Raw genomic sequence first — 17,422 nt, forward strand, 5'->3', positions numbered from 1 at the left:
CCGGGCACATACGTCTGCACCTCGGCCACCACGTCCCGGATGGACGCCGCGATGGCATCACGGTCGGCGTCTTCGGGAATGGCGCAGAAGATGGTGTCGCGCATGATCATCGGCGGATCGGCGGGGTTGAGGATGATGATGGCCTTGCCCCGCTGAGCGCCGCCGATGTTCTGCACACCGGCACTGGTGGTCTTGGTGAACTCATCGATGTTGGCCCGGGTACCGGGACCGGCCGACGCCGAAGACACCGACGCGACGATCTCCGCATACGGCACCACTCCCCCCTGTTCGACGACAGCGCGACACACTGCGTAGACGATGGGGATCGTGGCCTGTCCACCACAGGTCACCATGTTGACGTTCGGGGCATCGAGATGTTCGCGCAGGTTCGCCGGCGGGATGACGCCCGGGCCCACCGCGGCAGGGGTCAGGTCGATGGCGCGGATGCCCGCCTCGGCATACCGCGGCGCGGCATCACGATGCACGTACGCGCTGGTGGCCTCGAACACCAGATCCGGCTTCTCACTGAGGTTCAGCAGCCAGTCCACCCCCTCGTGACTGGTCTCCAATCCCAGCTTGCGGGCCCGTGCCAAGCCCTCACTGGCCGGGTCGATGCCGATCATCCACCGCGGCTCCAACCAGTCGGAGCGCAACAGCTTGTAGAGCAGGTCGGTGCTGATGTTGCCGGAACCGACAATCGCCACTGTCGCCTTATCGGGCATGTGTTTCCCTCGCTATTCGAAAGTCAGCTCTACTGAACCTAACCCGGTGAAGTCCGCGATGAAATGGTCACCGGGATGTGCATCTATCGCCCTGGTGCACGAGCCCGGCAACACCACATCACCCGCGCGCAGGCGGACGCCGAACTGATCGACCTTGCGGGCCAACCACGCCACGGCCGTCACCGGATTACCCAGCACGGCATCACTGCGTCCCTCGGCGATCACCTCACCGTTGCACCGTAATTCGGCGTTGATGGCTCGTATGTCCACATCCTTGGGAGACACCCGCTGCGCACCGAGCACCCAGCCCGCCGACGACGCGTTGTCGGCGATGGTGTCGCAGAGTTTGATCTTCCAGTCCTTGATCCGGGTGTCGATCAACTCGATCGACGGCGCGAAGGCCGCCGTCGCCGCCAGCACGTCGTCCTCGGTGCAGCCTGCACCCGGCAGATCGTCGGCCAGGATGAACCCGACCTCCACCTCCACCCGCGGGTACAGGTACTTGGCCGCCTTGACCGGCACATCCTCGAACACCGCCATGTCTTCAAGCAGGTGACCGTAGTCGGGCTCGTCGACGCCCATCATCTTCTGCATGGCCTCGCTGGACAGACCCACCTTGTGACCGATCACCTTGGCGCCCTCGGCCACCCGCTGCCGAATATTGATCAGCTGGATCTCATAGGCGTCGACGACGTCGATATCCGGATGGGCACTGGTCAACGGATCGATCGGCACCCGACTGCGCTCGGCTTCCGCCAGGTCGGCGGCCAACTCCGCGCGGGTCTGTTCACCCAGCATTTCGTGAATTCCCCTCACTTGTTTGACCGGGGCAGTTGTTCGCAGCCCGGGCAATTCTATAACGTGTTCTACATGACGGGTCAGGAGTGCGCTGCATTCGACGTAGTGGTGGTGGGGAGCGGCGGCGCAGGCATGGTCGCCGCCCTCACCGCCGCCCACCAGGGACTGTCAACACTAGTTGTTGAGAAGGCCCCGCACTATGGCGGTTCGACCGCGCGTTCCGGGGGTGGTGTGTGGATCCCGAACAACGAGATTCTCAAGCGGGCCGGTGTCTCCGACACCGCGGAGAACGCCCGCACCTACCTGCACGCCATCATCGGTGACGTGGTGCCTGCCGAGAAGATCGACACCTACCTGGAGCGAGGGCCGGAGATGCTCTCGTTCGTACTCAAGCACTCGCCGCTCAAGCTGTGCTGGGTGCCCGGGTATTCCGATTACTATCCCGAGACCGCGGGCGGCAAGCCGACCGGGCGCTCCGTGGAACCCAAACCCTTTGATGCCAAGAAGCTCGGTGCGGACCTGGCAGGTCTCGAACCGCCGTACGGCAAGGTGCCGCTCAACGTGGTGGTGATGCAACAGGACTACGTTCGGCTCAACCAACTGAAACGACACCCACGTGGCGTCCTGCGCAGCCTCAAGGTGGGTGGGCGCACCATGTGGGCCAAGGCCACCGGCAAGAACCTCGTCGGAATGGGCCGCGCGCTGATCGCCCCGCTGCGGATCGGCCTGCAGCAGGCCGGTGTCCCGGTACGGCTCAACACCGCGTTCACCGACCTCCATGTCGAGGACGGGGTGGTACGCGGAATCTACGTCCGCGACACCAATGCCCCGGAATCCGCTGAGCCCGAACTGATCCGGGCCCGCCGGGGCGTGATACTCGGCAGTGGCGGCTTCGAGCACAACGAACAGATGCGGGTGAAGTACCAACGCGCCCCCATCACCACCGAGTGGACCGTCGGGGCCAAGGCCAACACCGGTGACGGCATCCTGGCGGCCGAAAAGCTGGGCGCTGCACTCGATGTCATGGAGGACGCGTGGTGGGGGCCGACGGTTCCGTTGGTCGACGCACCCTGGTTCGCGTTGTCGGAGCGCAACTCCCCGGGCTCCATCATCGTGAACATGGCGGGCAAGCGCTTCATGAATGAATCTATGCCGTATGTCGAAGCCTGCCATCACATGTATGGCGGCCAGTACGGGCAAGGCCCCGGGCCGGGCGAGAACATCCCCGCGTGGCTGGTGTTCGACCAGCAGTACCGTGACCGCTACATTTTCGCCGGCCTGCAACCCGGGCAACGGATCCCGAACAAGTGGCTGGACTCCGGCGTCATCGTCAAAGCCGATACCCTGGCGGAGCTGGCCGAGAAGGCGGGGCTGCCCGCTGCCGCGTTCGCCGAGACCGTGGAACGGTTCAACGGTTTCGCGCGCTCCGGAGTGGATCAGGATTTCCACCGCGGCGAGAGCGCCTATGACCGTTACTACGGCGATCCCACCAACAAGCCGAACCCCAATCTGGGTGAGATCACCCACGGACCGTTCTACGCGGCCAAGATGGTGCCGGGCGACCTGGGCACCAAGGGCGGCGTCGTCACCGACGTGCACGGTCGCGCACTGCGTGACGACGGTTCGGTCATCGAGGGTCTGTATGCCGCGGGTAATGTCAGCGCACCCGTGATGGGCCACACCTATCCCGGCCCCGGCGGCACCATCGGACCCGCCATGACCTTCGGGTATTTGGCGGCACTGCACATCGCCGGAAAGGCCTGAGATGCCCATCGATCTCGACGTTGCCCTGGGCGCGGCGCTGCCGCCGGTCGAATTCTCCTGGACCAGCAGCGACATCCAGCTCTACCACCTCGGGCTCGGGGCCGGAGCAGACCCGCTGGATCCCCGCGAACTGAGGTACCTGGTGGACGACACCCCACAGGTCCTGCCGACGTTCGGCAACGTGGCCCAGAGCTTCCACATGACCACGCCGCCGACGGTGAACTTCCCCGGTATCGACATCGAGTTGTCGAAGGTGCTGCACGCCAGCGAAGGCATCTCCGCGCCGGCACCGATTCCGCCGTCGGGCACCGGTGTCGCCGTGACCAGGTTCACCGATATCTGGGACAAGGGCAAGGCCGCCGTCATCTGGTCGGAGACAGAAGTCACCGCGCCCGATGGCACGCTGCTGTGGACGCAGAAGCGTTCTATCTTCGCGCGGGGCGAGGGCGGTTTCGGCGGTGACCGGGGCCCGTCAGGGACACAGGTCACCCCAGAGCGAGCACCGGATCTCGAGCTGGCCATCGCGGTGTTGCCGCAGCAGGCGCTGCTGTACCGGTTGTGCGGTGACCGCAATCCGCTGCACTCGGATCCCGACTTCGCCTCTGCAGCAGGCTTTCCCAGACCGATCCTGCACGGGCTGTGCACCTACGGCATGACCTGCAAGGCCATCACCGACGCATTACTCGACGGTGACGCCGCCGCCGTGGGCTCATACGGTGCGCGCTTCGCGGGCGTCGTCTATCCCGGCGAGACCCTCAGGGCGCGCGTCTGGAAGGAAGACGGCCGCTTCGTGGCCAACGTGGTGGCGCCCGGCCGCGACGACGCCGCGGTGCTGTCCGACGTGGAGTTGACGCCCGCCTGACCTCTCGAGGTCACACCCCAGCGGAACCTCCTCCGCCTCCGTCGCCGCCCGAGTTGTTGGAGTCGTTGTTGTTGGAGTCGTTGTTGTTGGAGTCGTTGTTGTTGGACTCGTTGTTGTTGGACTCGTTGTTGTTGGACTCGTTGTTGTCGTTGTTGTTTCCGGAGCCGCTGTTGTCTTGACCGTCGGAGCCGGACGGCCCCGCCCCGGCCGACCCGCCGCCGGACGAGTTGTTGTTGTCAGCGCCGGTGTTGTCACCGATGCCGCTGCCGGAGTCATTGTCGGTGGAACCGTCGTTGCCGATGCCGCCGCCGATGGTGTCGCCCCCTGAGGGTTCCTGCGGCGCCGCGACCACAGGCTCCGGCTCACTGCTCGGGGGTGGGGCATCTGGGGTACTCGGCGAGGTGGTGCCGAGATCGATGACGACGTTCGAGACCGGCACCTCGACACTCGGAGGCTCAGCCGGGGGCGGCTCGACGGCCACCGGGGCCGGTTCGGGCGCCGACGCGACAGGCTCGGGGTTCACCGGAGCCGGGTCCGGCGGCGGGGGTGGTGGTGGCGCAGCCGGGGGTGCGGGCGGAGCCGCGGTTTCCGGGGGTGCAGCTGGGGCCGGCGCGTACGGCGCCACGGGCCCGGAGAGCACGGTCATTCCCGTCGTGGGCGGCGGCGCCGGCGGCACCCATGGTGTCGCCGACTGTTTCACCCACGGCGGCAGCCACAGCCATGACGGTACCGGCAACCATGTCGGCCACTGGAAGAAGAACGGTACCGCACCTTCTCCCGTCCACCCGCCACCGCCGCCGGGGCTGAAGGGCAGGGCCGGATAGATGCCGTTGATGGGCGAAACCGCAAACTCGAGTGCTTGTGCCGCGGCGAAGAATTCAGAGACAGCGGCAAGTTCGATGTGCGCCTGCTCGGCGAGTTCATGCTGAAGGAAACCCAGGAATTCCGCCACCGCCGGAGCGGGCCCCGACAGTGATTCGAACACGATCTGCCTGAGCGCCAACGGTTGAGCGTCGGTCCACAGGTCCCAACCGAAGATCGCCTTGCGTCCCTCCGCGTTCACGGTCTGGGACTGGTCGATGCTCTGCTGTCCCGGATAGGGACCGATGACATCGCGCTGGCCATACAATTCCGGGACTCTTCCGGTGATCATCGAGAACCCGAGCGACGCCGCAAATGCGATGCCGCCGGCAACCACGATCGCGTCGCGGATACTTCCCCGGCCCGGCTGCTCCTCCCCCCGAGGGGCCGACGCCTGTCCGTGCGTACCGATAGTCTGATCCACCATCAGGACCTCCCCAAGTCCGTGGCGTGAGCAACAGACGTTGCGCCGCTGGTTGTTTCGCGGATGCGAACCAATCGTTACTGGCAGCTGTGCTTCATCGCAGTTCATCCTCAGCATATGCCGTTGCTGTAACAGCGTCAACATGCGATTTACATGCGCCTAACGTCGGCGAAACGCAGGTTGCTGTTTCGCGGTACCACACAGGTAACACATCGAACTCATTCCGGTGCACTGGCCTTAAATGCCTGCGTAACAATCAAAATCAAGTATTCAATTCAACTGTGGGGCCTCGGTGGACAGCAAAGGCGCGACGGCAGGCAGTCGATCGACCCGGCGCTCAGAGCGACCCTCGATCTGATTTCGCAAAAGTTTGCCAGAGAAAGCACTTACGGAGTCACATGAATAGCGTCTGTTCGATCAACCGGTGCCCCAGCTCGGGATGAATGGCCTTGTGAGGGTCGGCATCTGAGGGGCTGAACCACGCGAGGTCCGCCTCGGGATGCGGACCGACCAGACCCACTCGGCCGCGGCCGTATGAGGCGACCACAGCGGCTGCCTCCCCGCCCGGATAGGTGGCGAGAACCGTCGCGGGCGCATTGGGTGCCAGCGAGAACGCCGGCCCGTCCTGGAAATACATCTCGCGGGCCTGGCCGGACCAGTCCGTCATCACCGTCGTGTAGTCGTCCGTGCTGACGGACGCATTGGGTGAATCGATATAGCGGTAGACCTCGCCGGGAAGCAGACCGTATCCCGGGTCGGCGCCGGCGAGATAGGCGCCCAGACAGAATCCGAGATAGTTTCCACCACCCAGCACCCACTGCCGAATGGTGTCCGCATCATGGCGCAGATGGTTCCACGCCGAGCTGACATCGCCGCCACCCGGTTGCGCGTACAGCAGCATGCCGCTCAAGGTTTCCGGGCTGACATCGCGCGCCTCGTCGGGCCCGATGAACTCGACCTCGAGCGGGGTGGGGCTGCTCCCGAGCAGTCGGGCGACGGCCTCACTACATCCGTCACACGACCCGGCACCACGTCCGCGGTACACCGCGGCGCGGGCGGGCGACGCCGACAGGTTCGCGGCCATCGTCCCCGCGCTCGCCCCGATCAGCAGGGCGATGGAGGCCGCCGCACCGGTGACGAACCTGCGTCGAGTGATCACGGATGTACCTCCCCCGGGGTGACGGTCGGGCGCGGCGCCTTCTTCGTCACGCGAATGGCGAACCGCTTGGCGCGGCCGGTGACCGTGGCGGTCAATGCTTCCAGCGGGCCGCGGCCGGCACTGGCCTGCCACGCGATGCCGAGCACGATCGCCGCGATCACCTGCAGCACCAAACTGGTTGTCGGAACGTAGGTGTCGTGAATCGAATTGATGAACATCACATGCAGCGTGTAGAACGTCAGCGTCATCTTCCCGGCGGCGGCCAGCGCGTAGGAGACCAGTCCGGCACTCATCCGGAACAACGGCGTGGTGACATGGTCGAGCAACAGGATCGCGGCCAACACCGCGACCGCGATACCGATGGTCGACACCAGATCGAGCGGCGTGCCGCTGTGCGGTTCGACAAGCGCGAGCCACCACCAGGTACCCGACGGCGGAGTTCCGTCGCCGCCGTAGGTCAGCACCTCTCTGGTGTAATCGGCGGTGGCGGTGTCGGCCGCCGACCAGATGTGCTGCAGCCCACCGTAGCGATACAGCAACAGGCCCGAGGCCACCTGCGCCAGCGCGGCCGCCACGCACCCGGCGACCAACAGCCGCGAGGCGGTACGGCTGGACGACAACGTGAGCCGGCCGATCACCAAACCCGCACAGACATAGGCTATCCACGTCAGTGCCGGAAACTCGCCGGTCACCATCAGCTCCGAGAACAGCTGCAGTGGGCGGGTGAACAGATCGTCGAATCCAGGGTTCAGTGTCGTTTCCTGCGGAACCGGGAGATGGGGGATCAGCAGGAACGTCAGTGCCGGTGACCCGAACACGAACGTGAACCCGGTCAACGCCACGGCCCAGGTCGGCAGAAACACCAGCGGGATCGCGAGGATGAACATCAGTGCGTAATAGGGCAATATCACCGAGGCCAATTCGGCATCGGTGTAACCGAGCGCCAACCCGATGAAGCCCACGACCGCGGCACGCGCGATCAGCGAAGCCACCGTTCCGGGCACCCGGTCGAGTCCCACCCGGGAACGACCGGTGGTGAACGCGATGGACACCCCCGCGAGCACCGCGAAAAGCGCCGAGGCGTTACCCGCGCTGACGACATACGTCCAGGCGGGGCCGCCCGTTGCGGGGTTCTGATCCGGTAGCACGTGGATGACCATCATTCCGATCAGCGCGACACCACGCGCCGCGTCGACACCGTGCAAGCGCAGTTTCGGCCGGTGGTCGGCCGCCGGCGCCGCGCGGGGGTGCGGCGCGGTGACCGCGGGGGGTACCGAATCGAGGGTGGTCGTCATGGGCGCATGATCTCGTTGAGCAGGTCCAGACCCAGGTCCCGGCCACGGGCATTCGCCGCGGCCGAACTCCGGTGACCGGGATCCGGCAGACCGACGTCGGTGAACCAATCCTCGCCGGCCTCGGGATGCGGGCCCACCACCCCCACCCGGCCGTTACCGAACCTGTTCACCGCGGCGGCAACCGTGTCATTCGGATATCTGGCCAGGACAGTGACTTTGACTTCGGGATCGAGCTGGAAGCAGGGGCCGTCCTGGAAGTACATCGCGCGGCGCGACCCTCGCCAATTCACTTCCACGATGGCGTCCTCCTCGGTGTGGACCGTCGCGGAGGGTGACTTGATGTACTGATCGCTGTCGCCGGGGATCAACGCGAAACCCGGTGAGGTACCGGCCAGGTAGCCGCCGAGGCAGATGCCCAGATAGTGTCCGCCGCCGGCGACGAAGCCCCTGATCATCCTGCTGTGCGCGCGCAGGTGACGGTATGCGTCGTCGAGGTCGGGGCCGCCGGGCTGGACGTACAGAGTCGCGTCGGCGAAGGACGCCGGGCTCAGCGCGCGTTTCTCTTTCGGCCCGACGAACGCAACCTGCAGGTCGAGACCGCTGGCGGACAACAGATCCGCGGCGGCTTCGGGGCATCCCGGTGAGGACGCAGGCCCGCGGTAGATCAAGGCAACCGGGCTCGGGGTGGGCCGGCCGCCGGCCTCCCGACGACTGCGGCGCGGTCCTCGTGATCGGGTGTACCGCCGTACGGGGTGGGTCAGTGAGATCATCGTTGGCCTACTTGGTGCCGAGAGTCAGCGCCGTGCAACGGATTCCGCCGCCGCCCTTGCGCAACTCGGTGGTGTCGAGTTCGATCACACGCAACCCGCGGTCGCGCAGATCAGCTGCAAGTGCCGGCGCGCCGGACGTCATCGTCACCGTCGTACCGTCACTGACGAGGTTCAGCGCGAAGTTCGCCGCCTCGTCCACGTTCACCTTGATGAGGTCGAGACCGAGCCCGTGCAGGGTGTAGACACTGAGTTCGTCGAGCGCTTCCGGGCAGTACGCGATGGTCTGCGGCGCGTCGATCACCGCCACGGCGAGATCGAGGTCGTACCACAGCGGACCCGAGGTGGCCAGCGCCACCACCTCCAGGCCGAGATGCTCGGCGAGCACCGCGTGCATCCGGATGTCGGTACGCTGCCCTGACGCGGCGAGCAGCATCGACCCGCATCGCAACGCATCCCCCTGGCCGCTGAAGGCATAGGGTGCGTCGATGACGTCGTAACCCCGCCCGCGCAACCACCGGCCCACGTGTGGGACCTCCGGACGTCGGGGCACGGGTGGTTGTCCGAGGACGGCCCGGTCACCCACCACGACTGCGGTGTTGGCGGTGTACACCATGTCCGGACATCCGATGACCGAGGGCAGGTAGTCGACTCTCCGGCCGGCCGCACGGTGCGCTTCGATGATCGAGCTGTGTTCGGCTGCTGCGCGTGCCGAATCCGGTTGATCTCCGACGGACATGTACGGGTTGATCTCGTACTCGATCTGATAGTGCCGCGTGTCCGACACCAGCAGGTGCGTGTTCATCGAATTTTCCTCCCCCACAGAGTTTTTCACAGCGATACCGTCTCCCGAGCCTGATCCCCTTGCCGCCGCCGCCGGTGGGCCCCCGGGCCGGCGCGGTGCCACCGCAACCGAGTTGGCGGCCGTCGCGTGGGTTCACCCGCGGTGTCGCCGCGGCTCTGCGCCGGGATCCCACCCCAGTGCGTCCCGATCGCGAGGTGTTCACCCTTCATCAACAGCGACAGCGAATCCAGCGCCACGTCGCGGTCGATCGTGCTGTCGTACAACACAATTGCCCGGTTCCCCACACTGGCGCCCGGACCGATACTGAGCTTGGACATCTTCATCACCCGGTCCTCGAACAGGTGGGTCTGCAACGACGCCTCGACTCCGACTGCCGCATCGTCTCCGATCTCGACCAGATCGAACTCGGTGATGTAGGTGGTGCCCACCCAGGCGCGCCGGCCGACGGACACGCCGAACCATCGCAGCACCGGCGGCAGCATCGGCGTGCCGATCAGAAGGCCCAAACCGACAGGGACCGCCGCGGCTTCGTACAGGCCGGTCACCAGTTCCGAGCGCCGGACATACTTGCTCCACAACGGTTCCACCCTGGGGGCATACGCACCGATGAGGTTTCGTTTCACGGCGGCGCAGTAGCCGATCACCGCGAGCGCACAGCCTGCCGCGATGAAGGGCGACAACAACGCCGGCCACAGCAGATCGCGACCGCGTGCGAGTTCGGACAACACCCACAGGAACAGATAGGTGCTGATGCCCAGCAGGGAAGCAGGCAGCGTGGCGCGGACGAACTCGATCGCAAGACGGTGCCGCACGAGTTCCTTTGACGGACGGTATGTCTCGGACTCGGCGAAGTTCCCGCTGAACTGCCGGGCCGGCAGGTTGATCGCGGGTGAGCCCAGCCAGGACGTCCCCGACGGGATGCCGCCCGGCGGAGGTACCGTCGCCACCCCCAGCAGACAGTTCTCCCCGATGCAGGAGCCGGCCGGCACGACCGCCGCATTGCCGATGAACGAACGTCGGCCTATCACCGTGGGCGCTACGGACAGATGGCCGCCGGCAAACGTGGCCGACCCGACACTGGCCATGTCCGCGATGAAGGTCTCGTCCTCCAACCGCAACAGATCGGGATCGAGGTGACCGGCCGTGGAGATCTCCGAACCGCGGCCGATCTTCGCGCCCAGCAGACGCATCCACGGCACGGTGTACAGCGTGGCGTAGAGCGAGTTGGTGTAGTCCAGACTGGTCTCGAGGAGTTTGTCCGAGATCCATTTGCGGACACCGAGCGCCGAGCGCGCCGAGTATGTACCGGGCGACAACCTCGGCAGGATCAGTCGCTTCCCGACCGCGACGATGACGCACACGGTGATCACGAAGATGGGTCCGGCCAGCAGCGTGATGAGCAGCCCGGCGAGGATCCCCCAGTTCAGCAGTACCGCCCACACCGCCATGACGGTGGGCGCGATCATCGCGATGACCGCCAGTTCCAGACCTACCAGGCCGATGACCGTCGCGATGAGAAGCCGAGCCGGCCACGCCCGGGGATTCGGTGCACCGCGCAGCAGGTGTTCCACCGGCTGCGAGAGTTCGGACACCTGGGCCGCCGGCGAACCGGCCCACCGTTGCCCGGAAGGCACCGTCGCGTCACCGACGAGCAACGACTGCTCGCCCAACGCTCCACCCGCTTCCACGGTGGCCCCCGGATCGAGCACGGCATGGGCGCCGACGAAAGCGCCGGCGCCGATCGTGATCGGCTGGACCAACACCCAACCGTCCTGTACCCGCCATGGCCTCAGCGTCGCTCCATATCCCACCGAGGCCCCGTCACCGATGCGCAGCATCGTGGGCATGGCCAGCGCGCTCGACCCCAGATGAGTTCCCCGGCCGATCGAGCCACCCAGCCACCGGAGGTACCCGGCGGCCAACGGCGACCCACTGAGCACCGGCAGCGGCGCGACGCCCAGCAGCATGCTCGACGTCCAGATCCGCAGATACGTCCACCCCCACAGCGGATAGCGCCCGGGCCTGATCCCGGAGAGCAGCACGCGGACGAACATCAACGGCAGCACCCACCGCACCGCCACATAGGTCAGCAGGATCGCCGCCATCAGCTCGACGAGAACCACCACGGTCGCGTAACCGTCGTTGACCGTGTACACGTAGGCCACCGGCACCGTGATGACGAAGAACAGCAGGTAGAGCACCACGATCTGGATGGCACCCGCGGCCCCGACCGCCCAGGACGGATGCCGTAGGGGGCCCGGTCGGGTGCTTGCCGCGGTCGGCCCGCTGGACAGGTACCTGCACAGCGCCCGCACGGTCGGATTCTGATAGATGTCACGCAGCGCGGCGGACACGAAACCGGCCTCCCGCAGCCGGGACACCGCTCGCGCCGCCAGCAGGGAGTGACCACCGAGGTCGCGGAAGAAGTCCGCCTCCACCGACACCGACTCGGCGGGCACCTCCAGCGTCTGAGCCCAGGCCGCCACCACCCGTTCCTCGGTCGGCGTCTCCGCGGCAACCAGGGGACCGCCACCGGTGAAGCGGTGTCCGGCCGGCTCGGGCAGGCGCTTGCGGTCCACCTTGCCACTGGGCATGGTCGGGAGTTCGGGCAGTACATCGACTGTCGCGGCCACCATGTAGGGCGGAAGCTTGCGCCGCATCCGTTCATGCAAACGCTGCGCCAGTTCGGTCTCCTCGATGTCGCCCTCGGCCTGGACGACAAACGCTGCCAGCGTTTCCGCAGCGCCCCCGGGGGTCGCGGCCACCGCGGTGACCACCGCCTCCGCGACGAGCGGATCCTCCATCAACACCGATTCGACCTCGCCGAGGTCGATGCGGTGCCCCCGGATCTTGACCTCGGCGTCGGCGCGACCGTGGTATTCGATGTTTCCGTCCGCATCGATCCGGCCGAGGTCTCCGGTCCGGTACAGCCGACTGCCCGGCGGAGCCATCTCGTGTTCGATGAACCGGTCCGCGGTCAGATCCGGCCGGCCCGCGTAACCGAGTGCGACACCGGGACCACCGATGCAGATCTCTCCGATCTCACCGTCGGGTACCGGCACCCGCTGCTCGTCGAGCAACACGACCGAATACGTGGGCAGGGGACGCCCGATGGTCACCGTCCGCCCGGGGATCAGCTGCCCCACGGTGGCGGTCACGGTGGCTTCAGTGGGCCCGTAGGTGTTCAGCATCCGGCGACCCGGGTCGGCCCACCGGTTGACCAGTTGCGCGGGGCACGCCTCCCCACCGACGAGCACCGACCGGATGGAGGGCAGCACGCGCGGAAGCGTCGCCAACAATGTTGGAACGCAATACAGCACCGTGACGCCGCGGTCTTCCAGGAAGTCGGCCAGCTCACCACCCAGGCGCCGGGAATCGGTCGGTCCCACGACAAGCGTTGCTCCCCGGACCCAGGTCGGCCAGATCTCCTCGATGGAGAAATCGAACGAGATGGTCATGCCTTGATACACCCGGTCATCCGGCCGTACGTCGTACACCTCGGGCACCACCGACAAGAAGTTGCAGATGCTGGCCTGGGAGACCATCACGCCCTTGGGGCGCCCACTGGATCCCGAGGTGAACATGACATAGGCGATCTCGTCTTCGGTGGGAGGCGCGAGCTCGATCGGGGTGTCCGGGCAGCCGGCAATCTCGGCGGCTTCGGTGTCGATCAACACGACCCCGCAGGGCGACCCTTCGGTGGCGGGGGCCAGGTCCGAGGTGGTGATGACCACCTCCACCTCGGCGTCGCCCACGATGTAGCCCACCCGCTCCTGCGGCGCGGCCGGGTCGATCGGCACCAGGGTCGCGCCTGCCTTGCCCACCGCCAACAGGGATACATACGTCGAGATCGAGCGCGCCAAGAACACCGCAACCCGGGAGCCCGGGCCCGCGCCCCGCCGGCGCAGGTAGTGCGCCAACTGGTTCGCCATCGAGTCGAGTTGGCCATAGGTGACGGTGCCACCGTCGTGTTCGACCGCTACGCGTGCCGGTTCACGAGCACAACTGCGCTCGAACAGCTGATGCATCCGTCGCGGAACCAGGTCCACCACAGCGGTATCAGCCGCGGGCGCCTCCAACCCGTAGACACTCAATGTCATCTGATCGATTCCCCCCCTAGCGATTCGAAGACCACTGTTGGTCAACCACTTTCGGCTCACCCCAGCCGGTCTTCCGCCCCCGGTCGCCGGACAGTGGTCTGAACACCGGCGGCACCAGCCGCCGGCAGCGAATTCCGCCCGGCATGTCACTCACTATCAATGGACGGCGACTGTTAGTACATGGGCCATTAGATCCAATCTTCGAAAGTGCGGATCTAGTTCCGATTGTGGGTGGCCGGCGTGGTCGAAAACCGCACGAGCCGACCGCAGTTGGGCCGATACGCCAACGTAGCTGGTATCGAAGGGGACCGTTCGTCCGTCGGTGACCGGCAGCCCGCCGACGGGCCTTCTGCGGGCACCCGATTGGGCACTCTGACCCGGACCCTTGGGTCAGGTGTCGAGCTCGGCCAGCCGCAGGGTGCGGAACCGCGCCGCCGCTTCGGACCGGGTGCTGACCCCCAGTTTGGTCAAAACACTGTGTACATGGTTTTTCACAGTGTGCACCGCGATGCTCAGATGCGCGGCGATGTCCCGGTTGGACAGCCCCATCTCCAACAGTCGCAGTACCTCCACCTCACGGGCAGTGAGAACCAACTTCTTGGTGACGACACGGCGCTGCGCGGCAAGCGCGGACAGGCGTCGCAGCAGGACTGCCGAGACTCTCGGAGAATGTGCAGGTTTACCGTCCGCAACGCGTCGGATGAGGGCGAGCAGCTCGTCAACCGACTCGCTGCGCAAGTGGTACCCGGCGGCGCCGGCCTCGGCACACGCGGCGATGCCGGCCTCGTCGTCAGAGGCGCCGATCACCACCACCGCCGTGGTGGGGCTGATCTCGAGTGTCGCCTGCAGGAGCATGGCACTGTCACGCGTATCGAGATTGACCAACACCAGATTGGGTGAATGCTCGGTCAACACCTCGTAGAGCGTCGGCAGATCCCAGGCGAACCATGGTGTCGCCCAGCCGTTTGCGGAGATCACCGCGGCCAGGTTCTCCCGATAAAGCGTACAGTCGTCGACGATCAGCAACACGCATTCCCAATCAGCCGGACTCTCATCGGAAGTCACCCGGTTGAACGCGGCCGCCGCAGCCGACCTCTCGGCGGTCATGACTGTTGCCGAGTTTCCCAGTCAGCGCGCATAGTCTTCCCCATATCACCCTCCAACGGGTGACTCCCGTCCGGTGCAAACGTGCCCATTGTGCTCACGAAACCAGGGCATTGTCAGCCGGATACCGCATGCCGGGGTCTTGATCCTTGCGTTGGCCAGCATCACGGTCCGTCGTTGTTTCTTGCCCGCCGCCGTCGAGCCGAGACCGCCGGCGAACCCCCGGGACCCTCTCAGCAAAGCTCAGGCGCGCGTTGGGGCCTTGTTCTGTCAGAACCGGCGACGCTTCCTGGCTAACCCCCGAAGCCAGGAGGCAATGCCGCAGGACCAGCCCAAACGATTTGCTGACCACCGTTGCGACAGACCGGATTCCGAGAACGCTCACGCGGCAGTTCCACCGGAACGCACCAACGGTCGGGCCAACCGGGCGCGGAGACTCTCCAGGGCGGCCGATCTTTCCGAGATCTGGTTGAGCCGGTAGTACAACCGGGGCGGGACGTAAGGGAGAATCGGCGAAGAACGCTTGAGCAGCAACGCCGAGAAAGCGTCCGCGGGCAGATCGGTGTACCGGGTGAGATCTTCGTACCATCCTGCGCTCCGCCGCGCCCATCCCTGCAAAGGGAGAATCGCCGCCTTGCGTTCCGTTTCGTATCCGCTCAGCGCCAGTTCCAGATCCGTTTCCTTACAGAGCTTTTCCGCCAGACAGATCGCGTCGTCGAAAGCGAGCATGGTGCCCGCGCCGATGCTGTAGTGCGTGGTATGCGCCGAATCTCCGAGCAAAACGGTGCGGCGGTGATGCCATCGCCTGTTGGTCACCGTCCGGAAGGTGAGCCAGCGCGCGTCCCCGCGATCAGCTCCACCGATCAGAAGGGGGAGCCCGCCCAACTGCCGCCGGAAGATGTCCCCCAACACCGCGACACTCTGGTCCATCGTCATCCTGTCGAAGCCCAGCCCGGTCCAGGTCCGGGACGAACACTCCACGATGACTGTGCTGGTCCGGTTGTCGAAGGCATACGCGTAGAACCAGATCGGGCCGGATTCAGTGTCGGCGAACGCGAAGGTGAACGCGTCGAACACCTTGTTCACACCCAGCCATGCATACCTGTTGTCCCCCATCACTTCCCGGGTGCCGAAACCGTCGACGTGCTCTCTGCGCAGCCGGCTGCCCGCGCCGTCGGAGGCCACGATCAGGTCGGCAGTCGACAGTTCGGGCGGGTCGGCGTCGGTACGGAAACGCACGTCGACGCCTGCCTCGGTGGCCCGCCTCGCCAACAGGTCGACCAGTGTGCGTCGACTGATACTGAAGCCCTCCTCACCGTGGGTGAGGGTCTGGACGCCATCGAAGTCGACAGCGGTGTCGGTCCACCGGAAAGAGTGGGCGCGCAACTCCGAGGCCAGCGATGGATCGCTGCGTTGCAGCTCGGCCAACAGCGAGGGCAGGAACGTCACGCCCCAGCCGTATGTCGAGCCTGGCTCGTTGCGCTCCAGAACGGTGACTTCGCCACTCGGGTTTCGTCGTTTCATCAGAGTCGCGAAGTACAGCCCGGCGGGCCCACCTCCCACGCACACGATGTTCATCGGTCGTCCTTTCCGAGCGGTCATCTGACCGACCCTGCTTCGGAGCGGCTCGCCGGCCGACCCCCCATCCCACGGCGCACGTACGAATCGATGCGGGCACCTTGAGTGCGCACACTCTGTGCGGCCCGGAACAGCGCAGAATGCCGCCGGGTGAACCGCCGCAGTGAACGTTCCGAGGCGTACCGGACCATCCGGGGCCCCGAGGCAGCCGAACGTCTGACCACTTCTCCGGCCGCGACCATGACCTCACCGCTGCTGAACATCTCCTTGTAACTCGCTGCGCCCGCGCCCATGTCGATTCGCTCGATGCCGGCATCTGCTGCCGACCGCGCAAGCTGCAGTATCTGGATCAATCCGGGCGAATACTTCGGCAGTTCCCTGTTGTAGGTCAGGTGCCAACCCGCCAGCACCGGCCCGGCACGCAACCCGAAATGCAGTGCCACCAGTTGATCACCGGCATATAGCTCCGACTGTAATCCTGCGAAATAATCTGTGGTGCAACCCATCAGCTCTTCCATGAGCTGCATGACCCAGCGCCTGGAGAACACATCGATGGCCCCCGTCCTCTGGCACTGCGACGATTTCCACGCCATCAGGGTGTGCAGAGCTCGCGGGTCGGTGGAGTCGAGAACAAAGCGGAGTTCGCCGACGTCGCGGGCCAGGCGACGTTCCTTGGTCGCCAGTTCGCGAAGCGACACCCCGCGGTGTTTGTGGTCCGCGGCCGCGGCCTTGGCGCGCTGGCGGGACAGGAACTCGTCATACCCGCCTGAGACGTCCATGATCGGCGACGGGAGCTCCGACTGGTGGTAGGCGACGAACGGCCGCTGCGCGTTCAACAACCGATCGAACTTCCACACCACCAAGCGGCACGCCCGCATCAGCTGCTGCGGGTCCCATTCCAAGCCCGCTTCATGGACCAACCCCTGGCACCCGTTCACGCCCGGAGCCACCGGCACCCCGACCCCCAGCGCGTGACGCTCGAAGGGGAGGAAGCCGACGATGCGCCCGCCATCGGCCAGCACAGCCACTCTGGTCTGACGGCGTACCCGACCCGCGGCGCAGGTGAATTCCGGCGCCAGAAAGGGATTGGCCAGCGCTGGTTCAGACCGCTGGAATCCCCGCCAGATCGACAACTCGCCCTCCCCGAGTTCCTCCGGGCGTACAACGGTGATCTGCATGCCTC

The 17,422-nt window shown here is 66.0% G+C and carries 13 protein-coding genes; 2 read left to right on the forward strand and 11 right to left on the reverse strand.

Features of this window, described 5'->3' with window-relative positions; genetic code table 11:
• Together AC3A6P_RS29640 and AC3A6P_RS29645 are read right to left on the reverse strand one after the other, a co-directional pair.
• Positions 1-722 (reverse strand): acetaldehyde dehydrogenase (acetylating) (locus AC3A6P_RS29640; RefSeq protein ID WP_487695952.1); only part of this gene is annotated, 722 nt, incomplete at its 3' end.
• 12 nt (positions 723-734) lie between these two features.
• Positions 735-1,520 (reverse strand): 2-keto-4-pentenoate hydratase, encoded by a 786-nt coding sequence (locus tag AC3A6P_RS29645; protein ID WP_487695953.1) that lies wholly within the window; start codon positions 1,518-1,520, stop codon positions 735-737.
• Between the two features lie 72 nt (positions 1,521-1,592).
• Between AC3A6P_RS29645 and kstD the strand changes: the two genes are divergently transcribed.
• Positions 1,593-3,284, forward strand: a complete 1,692-nt coding sequence (gene kstD, locus AC3A6P_RS29650; RefSeq protein ID WP_487695954.1) for a 3-oxosteroid 1-dehydrogenase — start codon at positions 1,593-1,595, stop codon at positions 3,282-3,284.
• Position 3,285: 1 nt separating this feature from the next.
• Entirely contained in the window at positions 3,286-4,146 is an 861-nt protein-coding gene (locus AC3A6P_RS29655; protein WP_487695955.1) for a MaoC family dehydratase, read from the forward strand.
• Positions 4,147-4,156: 10 nt separating this feature from the next.
• On the opposite strand, the gene AC3A6P_RS29660 is transcribed toward AC3A6P_RS29655, so the two are convergent.
• From AC3A6P_RS29660 to AC3A6P_RS29700, 9 genes are all read right to left on the reverse strand, one after another.
• Entirely contained in the window at positions 4,157-5,434 is a 1,278-nt protein-coding gene (locus AC3A6P_RS29660) for a hypothetical protein (protein ID WP_487695956.1), read from the reverse strand.
• A gap of 391 nt (positions 5,435-5,825) precedes the next feature.
• Positions 5,826-6,590 (reverse strand): BPL-N domain-containing protein, encoded by a 765-nt coding sequence (locus AC3A6P_RS29665; protein WP_487695957.1) that lies wholly within the window; start codon positions 6,588-6,590, stop codon positions 5,826-5,828.
• Positions 6,587-7,885, reverse strand: coding sequence for a heparan-alpha-glucosaminide N-acetyltransferase domain-containing protein (locus AC3A6P_RS29670; protein ID WP_487695958.1), 1,299 nt, complete (start codon positions 7,883-7,885; stop codon positions 6,587-6,589). Before AC3A6P_RS29670 ends, AC3A6P_RS29665 begins: the two co-directional genes overlap by 4 nt.
• Positions 7,882-8,655, reverse strand: a complete 774-nt coding sequence (locus tag AC3A6P_RS29675; protein WP_487695959.1) for a BPL-N domain-containing protein — start codon at positions 8,653-8,655, stop codon at positions 7,882-7,884. Before AC3A6P_RS29675 ends, AC3A6P_RS29670 begins: the two co-directional genes overlap by 4 nt.
• Before the next feature lie 7 nt (positions 8,656-8,662).
• Complete coding sequence (locus AC3A6P_RS29680; RefSeq protein ID WP_487695960.1) at positions 8,663-9,457, reverse strand: dimethylarginine dimethylaminohydrolase family protein; 795 nt, start codon at positions 9,455-9,457, stop codon at positions 8,663-8,665.
• Between the two features lie 26 nt (positions 9,458-9,483).
• Positions 9,484-13,557, reverse strand: coding sequence for a Pls/PosA family non-ribosomal peptide synthetase (locus tag AC3A6P_RS29685; RefSeq protein WP_487695961.1), 4,074 nt, complete (start codon positions 13,555-13,557; stop codon positions 9,484-9,486).
• A gap of 390 nt (positions 13,558-13,947) precedes the next feature.
• Positions 13,948-14,664 carry a LuxR C-terminal-related transcriptional regulator gene (locus AC3A6P_RS29690; RefSeq protein ID WP_487695962.1) on the reverse strand — a complete coding sequence of 239 codons (717 nt, stop codon included), beginning with the start codon at positions 14,662-14,664 and terminating at the stop codon, positions 13,948-13,950.
• 378 nt (positions 14,665-15,042) lie between these two features.
• Positions 15,043-16,239: an FAD-dependent monooxygenase gene (locus tag AC3A6P_RS29695; RefSeq protein ID WP_487695963.1), complete on the reverse strand. Its 1,197-nt coding sequence runs from the start codon at positions 16,237-16,239 to the stop codon at positions 15,043-15,045.
• A 20-nt stretch (positions 16,240-16,259) separates the two neighbouring features.
• Complete coding sequence (locus AC3A6P_RS29700) at positions 16,260-17,417, reverse strand: GNAT family N-acetyltransferase (protein WP_487695964.1); 1,158 nt, start codon at positions 17,415-17,417, stop codon at positions 16,260-16,262.
• Positions 17,418-17,422 lie beyond the last annotated feature (5 nt).

Source organism: Mycobacterium sp. Soil_C_30 (genome assembly GCF_057656995.1).

Coding starts and splice junctions, on each gene's coding strand:
- AC3A6P_RS29675 (WP_487695959.1), bottom strand. CDS start 8,655: ATGATCTCACTGACCCACCCCGTACGGCGGTACACCCGATCACGAGGA.
- AC3A6P_RS29655 (WP_487695955.1), top strand. CDS start 3,286: ATGCCCATCGATCTCGACGTTGCCCTGGGCGCGGCGCTGCCGCCGGTC.
- AC3A6P_RS29700 (WP_487695964.1), bottom strand. CDS start 17,417: ATGCAGATCACCGTTGTACGCCCGGAGGAACTCGGGGAGGGCGAGTTG.
- AC3A6P_RS29645 (WP_487695953.1), bottom strand. CDS start 1,520: ATGCTGGGTGAACAGACCCGCGCGGAGTTGGCCGCCGACCTGGCGGAA.
- kstD (WP_487695954.1), top strand. CDS start 1,593: ATGACGGGTCAGGAGTGCGCTGCATTCGACGTAGTGGTGGTGGGGAGC.
- AC3A6P_RS29660 (WP_487695956.1), bottom strand. CDS start 5,434: ATGGTGGATCAGACTATCGGTACGCACGGACAGGCGTCGGCCCCTCGG.
- AC3A6P_RS29690 (WP_487695962.1), bottom strand. CDS start 14,664: ATGACCGCCGAGAGGTCGGCTGCGGCGGCCGCGTTCAACCGGGTGACT.
- AC3A6P_RS29670 (WP_487695958.1), bottom strand. CDS start 7,885: ATGACGACCACCCTCGATTCGGTACCCCCCGCGGTCACCGCGCCGCAC.
- AC3A6P_RS29695 (WP_487695963.1), bottom strand. CDS start 16,239: ATGAACATCGTGTGCGTGGGAGGTGGGCCCGCCGGGCTGTACTTCGCG.
- AC3A6P_RS29680 (WP_487695960.1), bottom strand. CDS start 9,457: ATGAACACGCACCTGCTGGTGTCGGACACGCGGCACTATCAGATCGAG.
- AC3A6P_RS29685 (WP_487695961.1), bottom strand. CDS start 13,557: ATGACATTGAGTGTCTACGGGTTGGAGGCGCCCGCGGCTGATACCGCT.